Below are 14,785 nucleotides of genomic sequence, written 5' to 3' on the forward strand. Positions count from 1 at the left end.
TGCTTCCACCGATTAGAGCGAGAAGGCACGGAGCATTCGCGACCGAGAGCCTGCCCCGGACCCGATCCGGGGTCGCTCTCATCTCGTTTTAGTCGTTGACTGCATTGCTAGACTTGCCCGATGCAACTGATCGACATTGGCGCCAACCTCACCCACGACAGCTTCGATCACGACCGCGATGCGGTGCTGCAACGCGCCCGCGATGCGGGCGTGGACCGGATCGTGGTCACCGGCGCGAGCCGCGAACACTCGCCCAAGGCGTTGGCGCTGGCGCTGCAGCACCCGGGCTTCCTGTCTGCCACCGCCGGCGTGCATCCGCACCACGCGATCGAATACACCGACGAATGCGACGCCGAGATGCGCGCGCTGCTCGCGCATCCGCAGGTGGTCGCGGTGGGCGAAACCGGCCTGGATTATTTCCGCGACTTCTCGCCGCGGCCGGCGCAGCGCAAGGCCTTCGAACGCCAGCTGCAGATCGGCGCGGATCTGTCCGCCAACGGCCGCGGCAAGCCGCTGTTCCTGCACCAGCGCGACGCGCACGCCGACTTCATGGCGGTGATGAAGAACTTCGACGGCAGGCTGGGCCCAACCGTGGTGCATTGCTTCACCGGCACCCGCAAAGAGCTGTTCGACTACCTCGACCAGGACTGGTACGTCGGCATCACCGGCTGGCTGTGCGACGAGCGCCGCGGCCTGCACCTGCGCGAGCTGGTGAAGCACATCCCGGCGAACAGGCTGATGGTCGAAACCGACGCGCCCTATCTGCTTCCGCGCACCGTCAAGCCGCAGCCTTCGCACCGCCGCAACGAACCGATGTACCTGGCGCATATCGTCGAGGAACTGGCCCGCGACCGCGACGAGGATCTCGAGGTCACCGCATCGGCCACCGTGGCCAGCGCGCGCGCGTTCTTCCGCCTGCCCTGAACGCAAACGGCCCGCGCATGGCGGGCCGTAGCGTTCCTTTCTCGAGTACTGGCCTTCAGCTGACCGTCGCGGTTTTCGTCCGGTCGCGTTTGAACAGCCCGAAGATCTTCTTGCCGAAGGCCACAGCGACCAACGCCAGCGGAATCAGCAGCTTCTTGAGCCCGAGCAGCAGCACGCCCAGCTTGGCGAACAGCCCTGCCTTCGCCGCCAGGCCGCCGCCGATCAGCGCGGCGATGCCATAGGCCGCCACCTTGTCGGTCTTGCTGTCGTAGTCGGCGTAGCGCGCGCCCTGGTCGAACTCGACCTGCGGCAACAGCCGCTGCATGCCTGCCTGCACGTCCTTCAGGCCTTGCATGCCCGAAATGGCATTGAGGCTGAGGTAACCGCGGCGCCCGAGCACGCGGATGTCGTAATTGAGCGTGCGGCCTTCGCTGCCCTCGAATGCCAGCTCCTTGGCCCAGTACAGCTTCTTGGTGGTGGCATCGTAGTGCGGCGGCTCGGCCCAGCCGATTAGCTCGATGCCGCCATAGCCGGCCTCCTTGCGCGCAGCGTTCTCTTCACTGGTGCCGTCTTTCATCTCCTGCAGCAACTCGGCGTAGTCGATCTCGGCCGCGTCGTCGTCGGAAACGTAGCCGTCGTCGGAATAAGTCACCACCACCGCCCAGCCCTGCTCGTCCAGCACGCCGCGTCCGCGCGGCACCACCAGGCCCAGCACGGTGTCGTCGGGCGGATTGCCCCAGAGCTGCTCCAGCACCTTGCGTGCATCGGCCGCCTCGAGATAGCGGAAATTCTGGTCCAGCCGGAAGCGCGCCTCCGCACCCGGCACCGCGACCTCGCCATCGCGGAACTTCAGCGAGGCCACCAGCGCCTGCGCCTGCTTTTGTGCTTCTTCCTGTCCCTGCGCGGCAGCGCCGTGCGCGATCGCGCCCAGGCCGACGGCCAACAGGCCGAGCAGCCATCCCTTCGCCAACGTCATGTCGGTGTCCCCTTGGAGTGACGGGCGTCCCCACGCCCGGGCATTAGTGTGCCGCGCCGCGTTCAGCTCCGCAAACCAACCCCGCGCTTGAGCAACCAAAGTCCCAATGTCGCCAGCCCGACCACGAAGCCCAGCATCAGCGCATACGCGATCCACAGCGGCACGTCGGACACGCCGAGCAGGCCGTAGCGGAAGGCGTTGACCATGTAGAAGATCGGGTTGGCCAGGGTCAGGGTCTGAGCCCAGTCGGGCAGCAGCTTGACCGAGTAGAACACGCCGCCCAGGTAGGTCAGCGGCGTGAGGATGAAGATCGGCACGATCGCCACGTCGTCGAACTTCTTGGCGTAGACCGCGTTGACGAAACCGGCCAGCGAAAAGATGGTGGCGCCGAGCAGTACCGTCGAGAGGGTCACCAGCGGGTGCGGCAGCCGCACCTTGGTGAAGAACATGGCGATGCACAGCACGATGATCCCGACCATCAGCCCGCGCAGCACCGCACCGGCGACATAGCCACCGAGCACCACCCAGCTGGGCATCGGGCTGACCAGCAGTTCCTCGACGTGGCGGCCGAACTTGGCGCCGAAAAAGCTGGAGGAAATGTTGCCGTAGCTGTTCTGGATCACGCTCATCATCACCAGCCCGGGGACGATGAAATCCATGTAGCGGATGCCGTCCATCTCCCCTACGCGCGAGCCGATCAGGCCGCCGAAGATCAGGAAGTACAGGGTCATGGTGATCGCCGGCGGCACCAGGGTCTGGCCCCAGATGCGCAGGATGCGCATCACCTCGCGGCGCATGATGGTGAGCAGCGCGACCCAGTTGCGGCTGGCGGTGCTGCCGCCTTCGGTCACGGGAACCTGCGATGCGTTCACGCCGCGGCCTCCGCATCGACGTGCTGGCCGGTCAGGCGCACGAACAGCTCTTCCAGCCGGTTGGACTTGGTCCGCATCGAGCGCACGCGGATGCCGGCTTCGTTGAGCGCGGCGAACACACGGTTGAGGTCCATGGCCCGCGGCATGTCCAGGTCCAGCGTGTGGTCGTCCACCGCCACCAGCGTGGCACCGTCGATCGCCGGCAATGTCTGCGGCAGTGCGCCTTCGATGTCGAACAGGAAGCCCTCCACATCGAGCTTGGCCAGCAGCGACTTCATCGGCCCCTGGTCCACGATCACGCCCTTGTCGATGATCGCCAGGTTGCGGCAGAGGCTTTCGGCCTCCTCCAGGTAATGGGTGGTGAGGATGATGGTGGTGCCGGCGGCGTTGATCTCGCGCAGGGTCTTCCACATGCCGCGCCGGATCTCGATATCCACGCCGGCAGTGGGCTCGTCGAGGATCAGCAGCCGGGGCCGGGTCATCATGGCGCGCGCGATCATCAGCCGCCGTTTCATTCCCCCAGAAAGCGTGCGGCTCATCTTGTCGGCCTTGTCCCACAGCTGCGCGCGCTTGAGCTCTTCCTCCGCGCGCACCAGCGCCTGGGCGCGCGGGATGCCGTAGAAGCCGGCGTAGTTGACCAGGATGTCGCGCGGCTTTTCGAACATGTTGAAGTTCAGTTCCTGCGGCACCAGGCCGAGCAGGCGCATGGCCGCATCGCGCTGGCGGGCGATGTCCACGCCGAACACCGACACATCGCCCGAGCTCTTGTTGACCAGCGAGGAGACGATCCCGATCAGGGTCGACTTGCCCGCGCCGTTGGGCCCGAGCAGGGCGTAGAAGTCGCCGGGGGCCACTTCGAGCGAGACGCCCTTGAGCGCGTGGACGCCGTTGTCGTAGGTCTTGCGCAGCTCATGCACCCGAAGAGCTGGCACCGGCAGCGCCGCGGGCGCCGTTTCCATGGAATTTCCGGAGCTCATGTATCACCTGGGCCGCAGCACGTGCGGCGGGGCCGGTAGTATAGGCGGCTCGTTCGCGACGCTCCGGCCACGGTGCGTTGCACCGCCTGCCTGTTGCAGGCCCCGAAGCGGAAACCGCATTTGGCTATTGTCCATTTCCCGTTGCAGCTGGTGTCGCGGCGCATGCTGGCCCCGAGCGTGGCCCATCTTGGATTCGTCCGCGCCGACGGCCTGCCGCTGGATTTCATTCCCGGCCAGTTCGTCCAGGTGCATTTCCACTATGCCGACGGCACCCCGACCAAGCGGTCCTACTCGCTGGCGACCGTACACGATCACGCCCTGGGACCGGGCGAGTCGGTGGAGATCGCGGTGAGTTACGTTGCCGGCGGGGCGGCGACCGCCCTGTTCGAAGGGCTCGAGTTCGGCGGAACCGTCGATGCCAGCGGGCCCTATGGGCGCTTCTGCCTGATGCCCGCCGATACCAACCGCCGCTACCTGCTGGTCGGCACCGGCACCGGCGTCACGCCGTATCGCGCGATGCTGCCTTCGATTGAGAAGCTGATCGGCGAGCGCGGCGTGGAAGTGGTCCTGTTGTTCGGCGCCCGCAATCCGGGCGAGCTGCTGTACGGCGACGAGTTCCGCGCCTTCGCCCAGGCCCACCCGGGCTTCCGCTTCGTTCCCTGTTTCTCGCGCGAATTGCCGGCGCCAGGCTCTCCGCAGGCGCACCCGGATGTACGCCACGGCTACGTGCAGAACTTCCTCGACGAATTCGCACCGAATGCGGAAGGCGACATCGCCTACCTGTGCGGCAACCCGAACATGGTCGATGCCTGTTTCGAGCACCTCAAGGGCCGCGGCCTGCCGGTGCCGCAGATCCGCCGCGAGAAATACGTCAGCAGCAAATAGGATTCGCAGCGGATCTCCCGCCATGCGCAGCGCGCGTGGCGCTCACCAGCGGGCGAACCCGTGCTTCGCAAGCACCGCCGGACTCGCCCACCGCCAGAAATTACGTCAACAGCAGGACAGCGCTCCGCCACCAGCCCTGTCAAGGGTGCTTGACAAGGCCGTGGCCGGCCCTCTAGGCTTCCTGTCAAGCACGCTTGACAGCCCTGTCCCATGACCCGCCAGCGCCGTATCGCCCTCGCCCTGTGCCTGACCGGCCTCGCCCTGGTTGCGGGCGCCTGGGCCGCCCGTGGCCTGGGAGCGCCGATCGGTGCGACTGTGTTGGGGGTGGTGAGCGGCGCCGGGGCAGCCTGCGTTCTGGCTGGACTGCTGGCATGGTGGTCGCCCGAAGCCTGCGACAGTGCGACGCCGGCGCAACGCCAGCGTTATCTACGCGCCTTCCTGCCGGCCATGGCGGCCTATGTGGTGGTGTTGATCGCCTCCGTCTGGCTGCTCAGGCGGATCGACGACCCGGTCTGGCTGCGTGCGCTGATCGCACTGACGCCAGTGGTGCCGATCGTCCTGGCCCTGCGCGCGGTCGTGCGCTACATCCGCGAGATCGACGAGCTGCAGCAGCGGATCGAACTGGAAGCGGTGTCGATCGCGACCGCACTGGTGTCCCTGGCCTACCTGGCCGCAGGTTTCCTGCAGTTGGCCAAGCTCATCGCCGTGCCCGCCGACATCGCCATGATCTGGGTGTTTCCGCTGATCTGCCTGTGCTACGGCATCGCCAAGGTGCTGGTGGCGCGGCGTTATCGCTGAGGTCCCGTATGCGTCCCGCCAACGTTCGCTATCACCTGCGTTCCGTCCCGCCGCTGTTGCTGGTGATCGTGCTGATGCTGTTGCCACGCTGGCTGCCGACCGGAGGGCCCGACGCGGTACGCATCGCCTTGCGCCTGCTGCCGCTGGTGCCGATGGCCTTCATCTATCTGTTGTACCTGCGCTACCTGCGCGAATCCGACGAACTCGAGCGCAAGGTGGAAGTCGAGGCGCTGGCGCTGTCGGCAATCGCCACGATGCTGGTCGGGCTCGGCGCACTGTTGTTGGGTGAGGAATCCGGCATCGCGCCGCGCGCGGAAACGTCGCTGGTCGCAGTCCTGCTGGTGCAGGTCGGCAGCTACATGCTGGCGCGGTTGTGGCTGCGGCGCCGCTACGGATGAACAACCGCCTGCGCGAACTGCGCGAACTGCATGGCTGGTCGCAGGGCGAGCTGGCCGAGCGGCTGGACGTGTCGCGGCAGACCATCAACGCCCTGGAAACGGGCAAGTACGACCCGAGCCTGCCGCTGGCGTTCCGGATCGCACGCCTGTTCCGCAAGCGCATCGAGGACCTGTTCCTGCCCGACGAGGGCTGACCCACCCGTCCGAACACCGGACGACTATTGTCCTCTACCACCATTGTTCGAACCCGAAGAGGCCCGCTCCATGATGTCGCGCAAGACCAGAACATTCCTCGCCCTGACCGCGGTGGCCGCGGTGATCGGCTACAGGATGTGGAAACCGGACGCCGACGCGAGCCGCGCGGCTCCGGAGTCCGAACCGGCAGTGCCTGTCGCGGCGCCCGTCAAGCCGCGCACGCTGGGCCGGCTCGCCTTCCAGCCGTGCAGCCTCAGCTCGCCTTGGACCCGGAACGCGCTGGAAGCCCAGTGCACCCGCCTGACCGTGCCCGAGGATCCGCGCCGGCCTGATGGCCGCAAGATCGCGCTCAACATCGCCTGGCTGCCGCCCAGCAGCGAAACCGACATGGCCCCTGACCCGGTGTTCTTCCTCGCGGGCGGGCCCGGCCAGTCGGCGGTGGAGAGCTATCCCATGCTCGACCGCGCATTCGCCGAAGTGCGCAAGCACCGGCACGTGATCCTGGTCGACCAGCGCGGCACCGGCCAGTCCAATCCGCTCGAGTGCGCCGTGGACGACGATGCAGACACCTCGCCCGCGAGACTGGAGGCCCTGGCCTCGGCGTGCGTGGCCAAGCTGTCCGCAAAGGCCGACCTGCGCCGCTACACCACGACCGACGCAGTGGCCGATCTGGAAACCGTGCGCACGGCCATCGGCGTTGACCAGGTCAACCTGGTCGGCGTGAGTTACGGCACCCGCGTGGCGCAGCAGTATGCGATGCGGCATCCGCAGGCCATCCGCAGCATCGTGCTGGATGCGCCCGTGCCCAACACGCTGCAGCTGGGCAACATCTTCGCCCGCAACCTGGACGACGCGCTGGCCCTGCAGTTCGCGCTGTGCAGCAAGGCACCGGCGTGCAAGGGCCGGCTCGGCGACCCGCGCGCCGAACTCGATGCGCTGCTCGCCCAGCTGCGCGCCGCGCCCGTGACCGTGCAGTATCGCGACGCATCCAGCGGTGAACAGGTCGAGGGCGTGCTGCGTGCCGAGACCGTGGCCGGCCTGGTCCGGATGTACGCCTACATGCCGGCGGCGGGCGCGCTGTTGCCCAAGCTGATCCACGAGGCCAACAACGGGCGCCACGCGGGGCTGATGGCACTGGCCCAGCTGATGCAGGGGGATATGCAGGAAAGCATCGCCGCAGGCATGCAGCTATCGGTGATCTGCAGCGAAGATGGCGAGAGCATGGTCGTGCGTGCCGAAGACGCCAATACCGTGCTCGGCAACCAGATGCCGGTCGTCATGGCGGCGATGTGCAAGCCCTGGCCCAGGGGCGATATGCCTAGCGATTTCCATTCCGCGCTGGCGACCAAGGTGCCGGCCCTGGTGCTGGCCGGCGAATTCGACCCGGTCACCCCGCCGCGCTATGGCCGGGAAGTGGTGAAGACCCTGCCGAACGGGCGCCTGTTCGTGCTCCGCGGCCAGGGTCATAACGTGATCGGCGCCGGCTGCATGCCCAAGTTGTTCGCGCAGTTCGTCGAAAAGGCCGATGCCAGGGCACTGGATGGCAAATGCCTGGAGCAACTCAATTACGTGGCGCCGTTCACCAGCTTCAACGGCTGGGAACCGTGAGCGCGCCGCGCCGCGGGACTGCCACCCCATACGAACAGGACTGATCCGATGATCGTCGCAGAATCTCTACGCAAGACCTTCCCCGGCCGGGGCAAGGACAAACACAGGGTCGTCGCGGTGGACGACGTCGGCTTCACCGCATTCGACGGCCAGATCACCGGCCTGCTCGGTCCCAACGGCGCCGGCAAGACCACCACCTTGCGCATGCTCTACACGCTGATGACGCCCGAGCATGGACGCGTGCTGGTGGATGGCGTGGACGTGGCTGCCGATCCAAACACGGTGCGCCGCAACCTGGGCGTATTGCCGGATGCGCGCGGCGTGTACAAGCGCCTGAGCGCGCGCGAGAACATCACCTACTTCGGCGAATTGCACGGCATGTCGGCGAGCGAGATTGCGCAACGCACAACGAAGCTGGCCAGCGCATTGCAGATGGAGGACTTTCTCGATCGCGCCACGGAAGGCTTCAGTCAGGGCCAGCGCACCAAGACCGCGATCGCGCGCGCGCTGGTGCACGACCCGAAGAACGTGATCCTGGACGAGCCCACCAACGGCCTGGACGTGATGACCACGCGCGGCCTGCGTGGATTCCTGAAGGAACTGCGCGCCGAAGGGCGCTGCGTGATCTTCTCCAGCCACATCATGCAGGAGGTCGCCGCGCTATGCGATCGCATCGTGGTGATCGCGCACGGCCGGGTCGTGGCCCAGGGCAGCACCGACGAACTGCGCGCCGCCGCCGGCGAGGACAACCTCGAGGACGCCTTCGTCAAACTGATCGGCAGCGAAGAGGGACTGCACGCATGAACAAGGTTTCCTTCCTCGGCACCATGCTGACGGTGATGCGCAAGGAACTGCGCGACTTCACCCGCGATCGGCGCACCTTGCTGCTCACCCTGCTGGTGGCGCCGCTGCTGTACCCGGTGATCTTCCTGGGCATGGGCAAGCTCTCGGAACTGCGCAAGGAAACCCAGCTGGACAAGCCGCTGGAGCTTCCCGTGGTCGGCATCGAACGCGCACCCAATCTGATCGCCTACCTCGCCGGCAACGGCATCAATGCCAAAGCCGCGCCTACCGACATCGAGGCCCGCATCCGTTCGCAGCAGGAAGACGTGGCACTGGCGATCGATCCGGAGTTCGCCCGCGACTGGCGCGCCGGCAAGCCGGCCAAGGTCGAGATCGTGACCGACACCACCCGTCGCAATGCCGACGTGCCCGCCGCACGCGTGCGCGAGGCGTTGAACCAGTACGGGCAAACCGTGGGCTCGCTGCGCCTGCTGGCGCGGGGGATCAACCCGATGGTCGCTGCGCCGCTCAATACCGGCACCCGCGACCTGGCCACGCCCGAAGCCAAGAGCGGCATGTTCATGACCATCCTGCTGCCGATGATCCTGACCATCTTCGCCTTCATCGGCGGCTCGCACCTGGCGATGGACACCACCGCGGGCGAGCGCGAGCGGCAGTCGCTGGAGCCGCTGCTGGCCACCCCGGCATCGCGCGGCGCGCTGGTCAGCGGCAAGATGGCCGCGGCGGTGCTGCTGGGCGTCGTCTCGATGCTGCTGATCCTGCTCTCGTTCAAGGCCAGTGCCAGCCTGGCCACCGGCGCGACGGTCTCGCTGGACGTGAGCTTCGCAGCGATGGGCAAGCTGCTGCTGATCCTGCTGCCGCTGGTGCTGATCGGCACCGCCCTGCTGACCTGCCTGGCCGCGGCGGCCAAAAGCATGAAGGAGGCACAGAGCCACATCATCTGGCTGATGATGCTGCCGATGCTGCCGGCCTACGCGCTGATGGCCTACCCGATCAAGGACACGGCGCTGTGGCAGTACGCGGTGCCGTTCCTGTCGCAGAACCAGCTGATCCAGAAGGTCACCCGCGGCGAATCGGCGGTACCGGAGCAGTGGGCGGTGTACCTGGCCGCCTCGTTGGCGCTGGCCGCACTGCTGTGGCTGGCGGCGGTATGGCGTTACCGGCAGGAGAAACTGGCGATCTCCGCCTGAAGGACGGCAGAAAGCAAGAGCCCGGCGTTGTCGGGCTCTTGCTCACCGACGAGTCTGTCAGCCGCCAGGGTTGAACGCGATCGTCCGGCGCGTGGTCACCGAACTGGCGACCGGCTGGAATCGCCACTTGTTCACGGCGCTGATCGCAGCGCGATCGAAAACACGCGGCGGCGTCGCGCGCACGACGCGGGCATTGGTGACGGTGCCGTCGGTATCCACCGTGAACTCCACCAGCACCTCGCCGGACTGCTCCAGCCTCAGGGCGCTGGGCGGGTACACGGGCGCGGGGGTACTGATGGCGCGCAATGCGGTCGACGTGGATGCCGGCGCCGATGCCGCGGGTGGCGGGCTTGCCGGAGCGGCAGGCTGCTGCGCCTGGCGCTGTTCGGCCGCGCGCTGTTCGGCGGCACGTTGCTCGGCCGCGCGCTGTTCGGCGGCACGCTGGGTGGCAGCGGTCTGCTCGGCAGCCTGCTGCGCGGCGAGCTGCTGCGCGGCCTGCTGCTGCGCCCGCTGCTGCTCGGCCAGGCGTTCGCGTTCGAGGTCGGCCTGGCGCTTGGCCTCCTCCTCGGTTTGAGCTTCGGCTGCGGCGGTGCGCTGGGCCAGCGTCGTCTGGGCGTCGGCGATGCCCTGCTTCAGGCGCGGCAGGGCCGGGGCCTGCGGATCGACCTTCTCCATCAGCGCATGCAGGCGCTGGGCTTCGCCGAGATCGTCCCGGGCGATGCTCTGCTCGGCTGCAATCAGCGCGTAGGGCATCAGATCGGTCAGGGCGCTGGCGACCGCGGCATCCGTGGGCGCCTTGTCACGCAGGGCCACGTAGTACTCCATGGCGTTGTCGCCGGCCGGCGCGTACAGGCGCTGCTCGCTGAGCGCCTTGTTGGCCGCCTCGCGCAGCTGATCGACGCCCATCGCCGCCACCTGCGAGGAAACCGCCTGCTGTGGCGGCGCCTGTTGCTGTTGCGCGGCAGGCGCCTGCTCGGCACCGGGCTGATCTGCCGCCTGTTCCTTCTTGCACGCACCGATCGCGCACAAGGCCAGCACCAGCACCGAGGCGCGTACTGCGCGCCGGGAACCGGAATTCATTACCCACGACATATGGTGTCTCCCCCAAATCCATGCATCTGCGCGCATGTGTGCCAAGGACGCGACAGGCCGCGGCGTTTGTCAACTCTTCGCCCCGACTGCCCGGTGTTGCGGCCCTTCAGCGCTCTGTAGAGGGCAAAATACGTGACGAAGGTCACGCCATTTCTGTTCGCGTTGGCGTGACGGCGCGCGTCCGGAAGTGCCGATCCGTGTCTGGCAGCCACGGGCACTTCGCCACTTGCCGATGCAAAACGCGCTCAGCACGCGCGCGCGATCCATGATCGCGGGGCCTGGAACGTCGACAGCTCCGCATCATCGACGAGATTGGCCAGGCGCCGGCGCCGGCCGGCTTCGGCCGCCCGCCGGGCATTGAAGGCGCGGTCGTCGGTGGCGGCCACGACCAGCCAGACCTCGTCCAGCCAGGCCGGCGCGAAATCGCCCTCGCGGCGCCGCGGCGGGATCTGCGCCAGCCACTGCGACAGCGCAACGTCGAGCACATAGGCGTGGCTGCACCTGCGCCCTGGCCTACAGCAGCGCCTCCACCTAGTGCGTGGCGACCTCGCCGCCGCCCACCACCAGCACCTCGCGGTCCGAAAGATCGGCGAACAGCGGGAACAGCGGCATGGGATCTCCCGCCGGAAAAGAGGGCTCGCGAGCGCTTATGCTGCATGGCAACATGGGGTCGATTCCCGACCCCGACCTCGCCTGCGATGCTGCGCATTCTGCTGGTCAACGATACCGAGAAGCCGATTGGCGAGTTGCGCGACGCGCTGCTGGCTGCAGGCTACGAAGTATTGGAAGAAGTGGCAGCGGCCGGGGCGCTGCTCAAGGCGGTGGAATTGCAGCAGCCGGACGTGATCATCATCGACGTCGATTCGCCTTCGCGCGACACGCTGGAACAGCTGGCAGTGGTGCACCACCACGCGCCGCGGCCGGTGGTGATGTTCTCGGCCGACGGCGACGACCAGTTGATCCGCGCGGTAGTCGGAGCCGGGGTCACCGCCTATGTCGTGGACGGACTGGCGCCGGCGCGGCTGACACCGATCATCCAGGTGGCGCTGGCGCGCTTCGAGCAGCAGTCGCAGGTGCGCCGCAGGCTGGATGAAGTGCAGCAGCAGCTTGGCGACCGCAAGCTGATCGAGCGCGCCAAGGGTCTGCTGATGGACAAGCGCGGCATGAGCGAGAGCGAGGCGTACGCCGCGCTGCGCCAGCAGGCGATGAAGCACGGTCTGAAGCTGGCGGACGTGGCCCGCCGGATCATCGCCTTGGCCGATTTGTTGGGATGAGGCACGCATGACTGTTCACGACGACACCGGATCGCGGATCCTGCAGGTGGGTTACATCCCGCTGATCGATTGCGCGCCGCTGGTCGCGGCCGTGCGGCTGGAACTGGATCGCAAGTACGGCCTGCGGCTGCAACTGCAGCGGCAGGCCTCATGGGCGGCCATCCGCGACAAGCTGCTGTCGGGAGAGCTGGACGCGGTGCACGCACTGACGGGCCTGGTCTACGGCGTCGAGACCGGCATCGGCGGTCCGCGCGCCGACCTGGCCATCCTGCTCACCCTCAATCAGAACGGCCAGGCCATCACCCTGTCGCCGTCGCTGGCGCAGGGGCTGGAACAAGGCGCGCCGCTGCACGAACTGCTGGCCGCGCTGCCGCGGCGGCCGGTATTCGCGCAAACCTTCCCCACCGGCACCCATGCCATGTGGCTGTACTACTGGCTGGCCGCGCAAGGCGTGGACCCGATGGCATCCATTCAAAGCGTGACCCTGCCGCCGCCGCAGATGCCCGCAGCGCTGGCACGCGGCGAACTGGATGGTTACTGCGCGGGCGAGCCCTGGGCAGCGCAGGCCGAGGTGCTCGGCGCCGGTCGACGGGTGATTCGCAGCGGACAGCTCTGGCCGGGGCATCCGGAAAAGGTGCTGGCCTGCCGCCGCGAGTTCGCGGCCCTGCAGCCGGAGACGGCGGCCGCCTTGACCGCCACGCTGCTGGAGGCCTGCCGCTGGCTGGACGTACCGGCAAACAGGCAGCAGGCGGTGGACTGGCTCGCCGACCCGGAGGTGATCGGCCTGCCGGCCGAACGCATCGCAGCCTGCCTGTTGCCTTCGGATCGCGACGACCCGGCGCAATCGCTGCGCTTCCATGCAGACGGCGAGGTCAATTTCCCCTGGCGCTCGGACGGCCGCTGGTTCTTGCACCAGTTTCGCCGCTGGGGCTGGCTGCCGGCCGCCAGCCACGAGACCGACGCCGCACTGCTGGACAATGTCCGCCGCGTCGAGACCTATCGCCAGGCGGCAACGTGGCTGGAGGTGCCGGTTCCGACCGGCGACACGCGGCACAGCGCATTGTTCGACGGGGCGCGCTGGAGTTGATCTTTGCCGCAGCCGGTTTTGAAGCCCCTCTCCCAACGGGAGAGGGGTTGGGGTCAGGGGATTACGAGTGCAGTGCGCCGCGCTTTCTTCCTTCGTTTCGGAGAACAGCGGATGCTGCAGTGCACAATAGCAGTGCATCGCAGGCGCCTAGATGGTGCAAAAGGCAATGCGCAGGCCGATTCTGCGCCTGGCAGCCACCCCACGTTTGACGCGCAAGTGCTTGAATTCCTTGCGGATGCATCGGTGCGTCCGGCGCAGCGGGCAATTGGCACGTTGATTGCTCTGTAGTTCCGTGTGGGCGCAACGGCGTGCCCGCCACAATCCGAATCTCGTAGCGCGGCCAACGGCGGCCTGCTTACTGCACAGACAACGGCGTCTTTCCAGCGAAAGCTGGGGGCACGCCGTTTTTTTGTTTCCAGCAGACGTTCTTCACGACGCGAGGGTTTCATGCGCAGCAAATTCGTCTTCATCGCCAGTGGTCTGCTGCTGTCCACCCCCGCAGTCGCGGCCGAAACCACGATCGTGCCCATCGTCGATCTGCGTCTGCGCCAGGAGGGCGTGGAGCAGGCGGGTCTTGCCCACGATGCGGAGGCGATCACCTTGCGTGGACGCGTAGGCGCGGAGATCAGCAACGGGGCATTCGCGTTCCTGGCCGAAGCCGAAGGGACAATAGCGATCGACGAGCACTACAACAGCGGGCTCAACGGCAAGACGGCCTACCCGCTGGTGGCCGACCCCGAGAATGTTGAATTGAACCGGGTGCAGGTCCAGTACAAGGGATTCAGCAACACCGTGCTGACCGTGGGCCGTCAGCGCATCAATCTGGATGACCAGCGTTTTGTCGGCGCGGTTGGCTGGCGCGACAACGAGCAGACGTTCGACGCGGCTCGGGTGGAATGGATCGGCCCGGGCAAGTTGAAGCTGGATGCCAGCTACGTCTGGAGCGTGCGCACGATCTGGGGGAAAGATGGGACCGGAGCGCGCCAGCAGGCGGTCGATGGCGACAACTTTCTGGCCAACCTTTCCTACCCGACGCCGTGGGGAACGCTGAGCACGTTCACCTATCTGATCGACCAGGACGAAGTCGCGGTGTCCGGGCGGCGATTGTCCAGCCAGACCTATGGCCTGCGCTTTGCGGGCGTGCGTCCGTTCGCCGCCGTCAAACTGAACTACGCGCTCAGTTACGCCGCGCAAAGCGACTATCACAACAACCCAAACCATTATTCCGCAGAGTACTGGCTGGCCGATGGCGGGGTGGATATCGGCATGGTCCGGCTGGGTGCCGGCTACGAGGTGCTGGGAGCGGACACGGGTCTGGCACTGACCAGCTTCCAGACGCCGCTGGCCACCGGGCACAAATTCCACGGCTGGGCCGACCAGTTCCTGACCACGCCTCCCGATGGGTTGCACGATGCGTATTTTTCGCTCGGCTGGAATCGCAAGCAGCTCGGAAAGCTCAGCAACGTCGGCGTGAACGCCGTCTGGCACCAGTTCGACAGCGATCGCCTGTCGCAGGATTACGGTGATGAACTGGATTTGATCGCAACCGCCAAGGTCGGCAAGTTCAACCTGCTGGCCAAGTACGCCGATTACCGGGCCGACCAATTCGCTACCGACACGCGCAAGACGTGGTTGCAGGTCGAGTGGTCTTACTGAAGCCATCGTCGGGCTTGCCCTTCAGGTCACGGGGCGGGTTTCGGCAAAC

At 66.9% G+C, this 14,785-nt stretch carries 17 protein-coding genes; 11 read left to right on the plus strand and 6 right to left on the minus strand.

Annotation, left to right across the window (positions count from 1 at the left end; translation table 11 throughout):
• The first annotated feature begins 120 nt into the window (after positions 1-120).
• The gene (locus MC380_RS07755; protein WP_242163995.1) at positions 121-924 is read left to right on the plus strand and encodes a TatD family hydrolase; all 804 of its coding nucleotides are present in this window, start codon (positions 121-123) and stop codon (positions 922-924) included.
• A gap of 55 nt (positions 925-979) precedes the next feature.
• Here the strand turns inward: MC380_RS07755 and MC380_RS07760 are convergent, their stop codons facing one another.
• The 3 genes from MC380_RS07760 to MC380_RS07770 all read right to left on the minus strand — a co-directional run bounded on the left by MC380_RS07760 (position 980) and on the right by MC380_RS07770 (position 3,731).
• A complete protein-coding gene (locus tag MC380_RS07760) occupies positions 980-1,900 on the minus strand; it encodes a DUF2167 domain-containing protein (RefSeq protein ID WP_242163997.1) in 921 nt (306 codons plus the stop codon).
• A 62-nt stretch (positions 1,901-1,962) separates the two neighbouring features.
• The gene (locus MC380_RS07765; RefSeq protein ID WP_343223555.1) at positions 1,963-2,772 is read right to left on the minus strand and encodes an ABC transporter permease; all 810 of its coding nucleotides are present in this window, start codon (positions 2,770-2,772) and stop codon (positions 1,963-1,965) included.
• The gene (locus tag MC380_RS07770) at positions 2,769-3,731 is read right to left on the minus strand and encodes an ABC transporter ATP-binding protein (protein ID WP_242163999.1); all 963 of its coding nucleotides are present in this window, start codon (positions 3,729-3,731) and stop codon (positions 2,769-2,771) included. Before MC380_RS07770 ends, MC380_RS07765 begins: the two co-directional genes overlap by 4 nt.
• A gap of 90 nt (positions 3,732-3,821) precedes the next feature.
• Here MC380_RS07770 and MC380_RS07775 point away from each other — a divergent pair, with 90 nt between their 5' ends.
• The 7 genes from MC380_RS07775 (at position 3,822) to MC380_RS07805 (ending at position 9,627) form a co-directional block, all read left to right on the plus strand.
• A complete protein-coding gene (locus MC380_RS07775; RefSeq protein WP_343223556.1) occupies positions 3,822-4,634 on the plus strand; it encodes an FAD-binding oxidoreductase in 813 nt (270 codons plus the stop codon).
• Positions 4,635-4,844: 210 nt separating this feature from the next.
• A complete protein-coding gene (locus MC380_RS07780) occupies positions 4,845-5,432 on the plus strand; it encodes a cytochrome P450 (protein WP_242164002.1) in 588 nt (195 codons plus the stop codon).
• An 8-nt stretch (positions 5,433-5,440) separates the two neighbouring features.
• Positions 5,441-5,830, plus strand: coding sequence for a hypothetical protein (locus MC380_RS07785; RefSeq protein WP_242102162.1), 390 nt, complete (start codon positions 5,441-5,443; stop codon positions 5,828-5,830).
• The gene (locus MC380_RS07790; RefSeq protein WP_242102161.1) at positions 5,827-6,024 is read left to right on the plus strand and encodes a helix-turn-helix transcriptional regulator; all 198 of its coding nucleotides are present in this window, start codon (positions 5,827-5,829) and stop codon (positions 6,022-6,024) included. Before MC380_RS07785 ends, MC380_RS07790 begins: the two co-directional genes overlap by 4 nt.
• A 70-nt stretch (positions 6,025-6,094) precedes the next feature.
• Positions 6,095-7,633 carry an alpha/beta fold hydrolase gene (locus MC380_RS07795; protein WP_242164004.1) on the plus strand — a complete coding sequence of 513 codons (1,539 nt, stop codon included), beginning with the start codon at positions 6,095-6,097 and terminating at the stop codon, positions 7,631-7,633.
• A 48-nt stretch (positions 7,634-7,681) separates the two neighbouring features.
• A complete protein-coding gene (locus MC380_RS07800) occupies positions 7,682-8,437 on the plus strand; it encodes an ATP-binding cassette domain-containing protein (RefSeq protein ID WP_242102159.1) in 756 nt (251 codons plus the stop codon).
• Positions 8,434-9,627 (plus strand): ABC transporter permease, encoded by a 1,194-nt coding sequence (locus MC380_RS07805; protein ID WP_242164006.1) that lies wholly within the window; start codon positions 8,434-8,436, stop codon positions 9,625-9,627. Before MC380_RS07800 ends, MC380_RS07805 begins: the two co-directional genes overlap by 4 nt.
• A gap of 57 nt (positions 9,628-9,684) precedes the next feature.
• Here MC380_RS07805 and MC380_RS07810 read toward each other — a convergent pair whose 3' ends face one another.
• From MC380_RS07810 to MC380_RS17910, 3 genes are all read right to left on the minus strand, one after another.
• Positions 9,685-10,707 carry an energy transducer TonB gene (locus MC380_RS07810; RefSeq protein WP_242164008.1) on the minus strand — a complete coding sequence of 341 codons (1,023 nt, stop codon included), beginning with the start codon at positions 10,705-10,707 and terminating at the stop codon, positions 9,685-9,687.
• Positions 10,708-10,964: 257 nt separating this feature from the next.
• Complete coding sequence (locus tag MC380_RS18010) at positions 10,965-11,204, minus strand: NAD(P)-dependent oxidoreductase (protein WP_242164010.1); 240 nt, start codon at positions 11,202-11,204, stop codon at positions 10,965-10,967.
• A gap of 46 nt (positions 11,205-11,250) precedes the next feature.
• Positions 11,251-11,385 carry a hypothetical protein gene (locus MC380_RS17910; RefSeq protein WP_277929285.1) on the minus strand — a complete coding sequence of 45 codons (135 nt, stop codon included), beginning with the start codon at positions 11,383-11,385 and terminating at the stop codon, positions 11,251-11,253.
• Between the two features lie 35 nt (positions 11,386-11,420).
• On the opposite strand from MC380_RS17910, the gene MC380_RS07820 reads away from it, so the two are divergent.
• The 3 genes from MC380_RS07820 to MC380_RS07830 all read left to right on the plus strand — a co-directional run bounded on the left by MC380_RS07820 (position 11,421) and on the right by MC380_RS07830 (position 14,736).
• On the plus strand, positions 11,421-11,993 hold the full coding sequence (locus tag MC380_RS07820) for an ANTAR domain-containing protein (protein ID WP_242102952.1): 573 nt from the start codon (positions 11,421-11,423) through the stop codon (positions 11,991-11,993).
• 7 nt (positions 11,994-12,000) lie between these two features.
• Positions 12,001-13,080 (plus strand): CmpA/NrtA family ABC transporter substrate-binding protein, encoded by a 1,080-nt coding sequence (locus MC380_RS07825; protein WP_242164012.1) that lies wholly within the window; start codon positions 12,001-12,003, stop codon positions 13,078-13,080.
• Between the two features lie 447 nt (positions 13,081-13,527).
• Positions 13,528-14,736, plus strand: coding sequence for an alginate export family protein (locus MC380_RS07830; RefSeq protein WP_242164014.1), 1,209 nt, complete (start codon positions 13,528-13,530; stop codon positions 14,734-14,736).
• Positions 14,737-14,785 lie beyond the last annotated feature (49 nt).

The sequence above is a fragment of the Lysobacter sp. M15 genome (genome assembly GCF_022662515.1).
In the GTDB taxonomy this organism is placed as follows: Bacteria; Pseudomonadota; Gammaproteobacteria; order Xanthomonadales; family Xanthomonadaceae; genus JAKPBU01.

Excerpts from the sequence above, each read along its gene's own strand:
- MC380_RS07810 (WP_242164008.1), bottom strand. The coding sequence starts at position 10,707 with ATGAATTCCGGTTCCCGGCGCGCAGTACGCGCCTCGGTGCTGGTGCTG.
- MC380_RS07825 (WP_242164012.1), top strand. The coding sequence starts at position 12,001 with ATGACTGTTCACGACGACACCGGATCGCGGATCCTGCAGGTGGGTTAC.
- MC380_RS07770 (WP_242163999.1), bottom strand. The coding sequence starts at position 3,731 with ATGGAAACGGCGCCCGCGGCGCTGCCGGTGCCAGCTCTTCGGGTGCAT.
- MC380_RS07780 (WP_242164002.1), top strand. The coding sequence starts at position 4,845 with ATGACCCGCCAGCGCCGTATCGCCCTCGCCCTGTGCCTGACCGGCCTC.
- MC380_RS07830 (WP_242164014.1), top strand. The coding sequence starts at position 13,528 with ATGCGCAGCAAATTCGTCTTCATCGCCAGTGGTCTGCTGCTGTCCACC.
- MC380_RS07805 (WP_242164006.1), top strand. The coding sequence starts at position 8,434 with ATGAACAAGGTTTCCTTCCTCGGCACCATGCTGACGGTGATGCGCAAG.
- MC380_RS07760 (WP_242163997.1), bottom strand. The coding sequence starts at position 1,900 with ATGACGTTGGCGAAGGGATGGCTGCTCGGCCTGTTGGCCGTCGGCCTG.
- MC380_RS07795 (WP_242164004.1), top strand. The coding sequence starts at position 6,095 with ATGATGTCGCGCAAGACCAGAACATTCCTCGCCCTGACCGCGGTGGCC.
- MC380_RS07785 (WP_242102162.1), top strand. The coding sequence starts at position 5,441 with ATGCGTCCCGCCAACGTTCGCTATCACCTGCGTTCCGTCCCGCCGCTG.
- MC380_RS07800 (WP_242102159.1), top strand. The coding sequence starts at position 7,682 with ATGATCGTCGCAGAATCTCTACGCAAGACCTTCCCCGGCCGGGGCAAG.
- MC380_RS17910 (WP_277929285.1), bottom strand. The coding sequence starts at position 11,385 with ATGTTGCCATGCAGCATAAGCGCTCGCGAGCCCTCTTTTCCGGCGGGA.
- MC380_RS07790 (WP_242102161.1), top strand. The coding sequence starts at position 5,827 with ATGAACAACCGCCTGCGCGAACTGCGCGAACTGCATGGCTGGTCGCAG.
- MC380_RS07755 (WP_242163995.1), top strand. The coding sequence starts at position 121 with ATGCAACTGATCGACATTGGCGCCAACCTCACCCACGACAGCTTCGAT.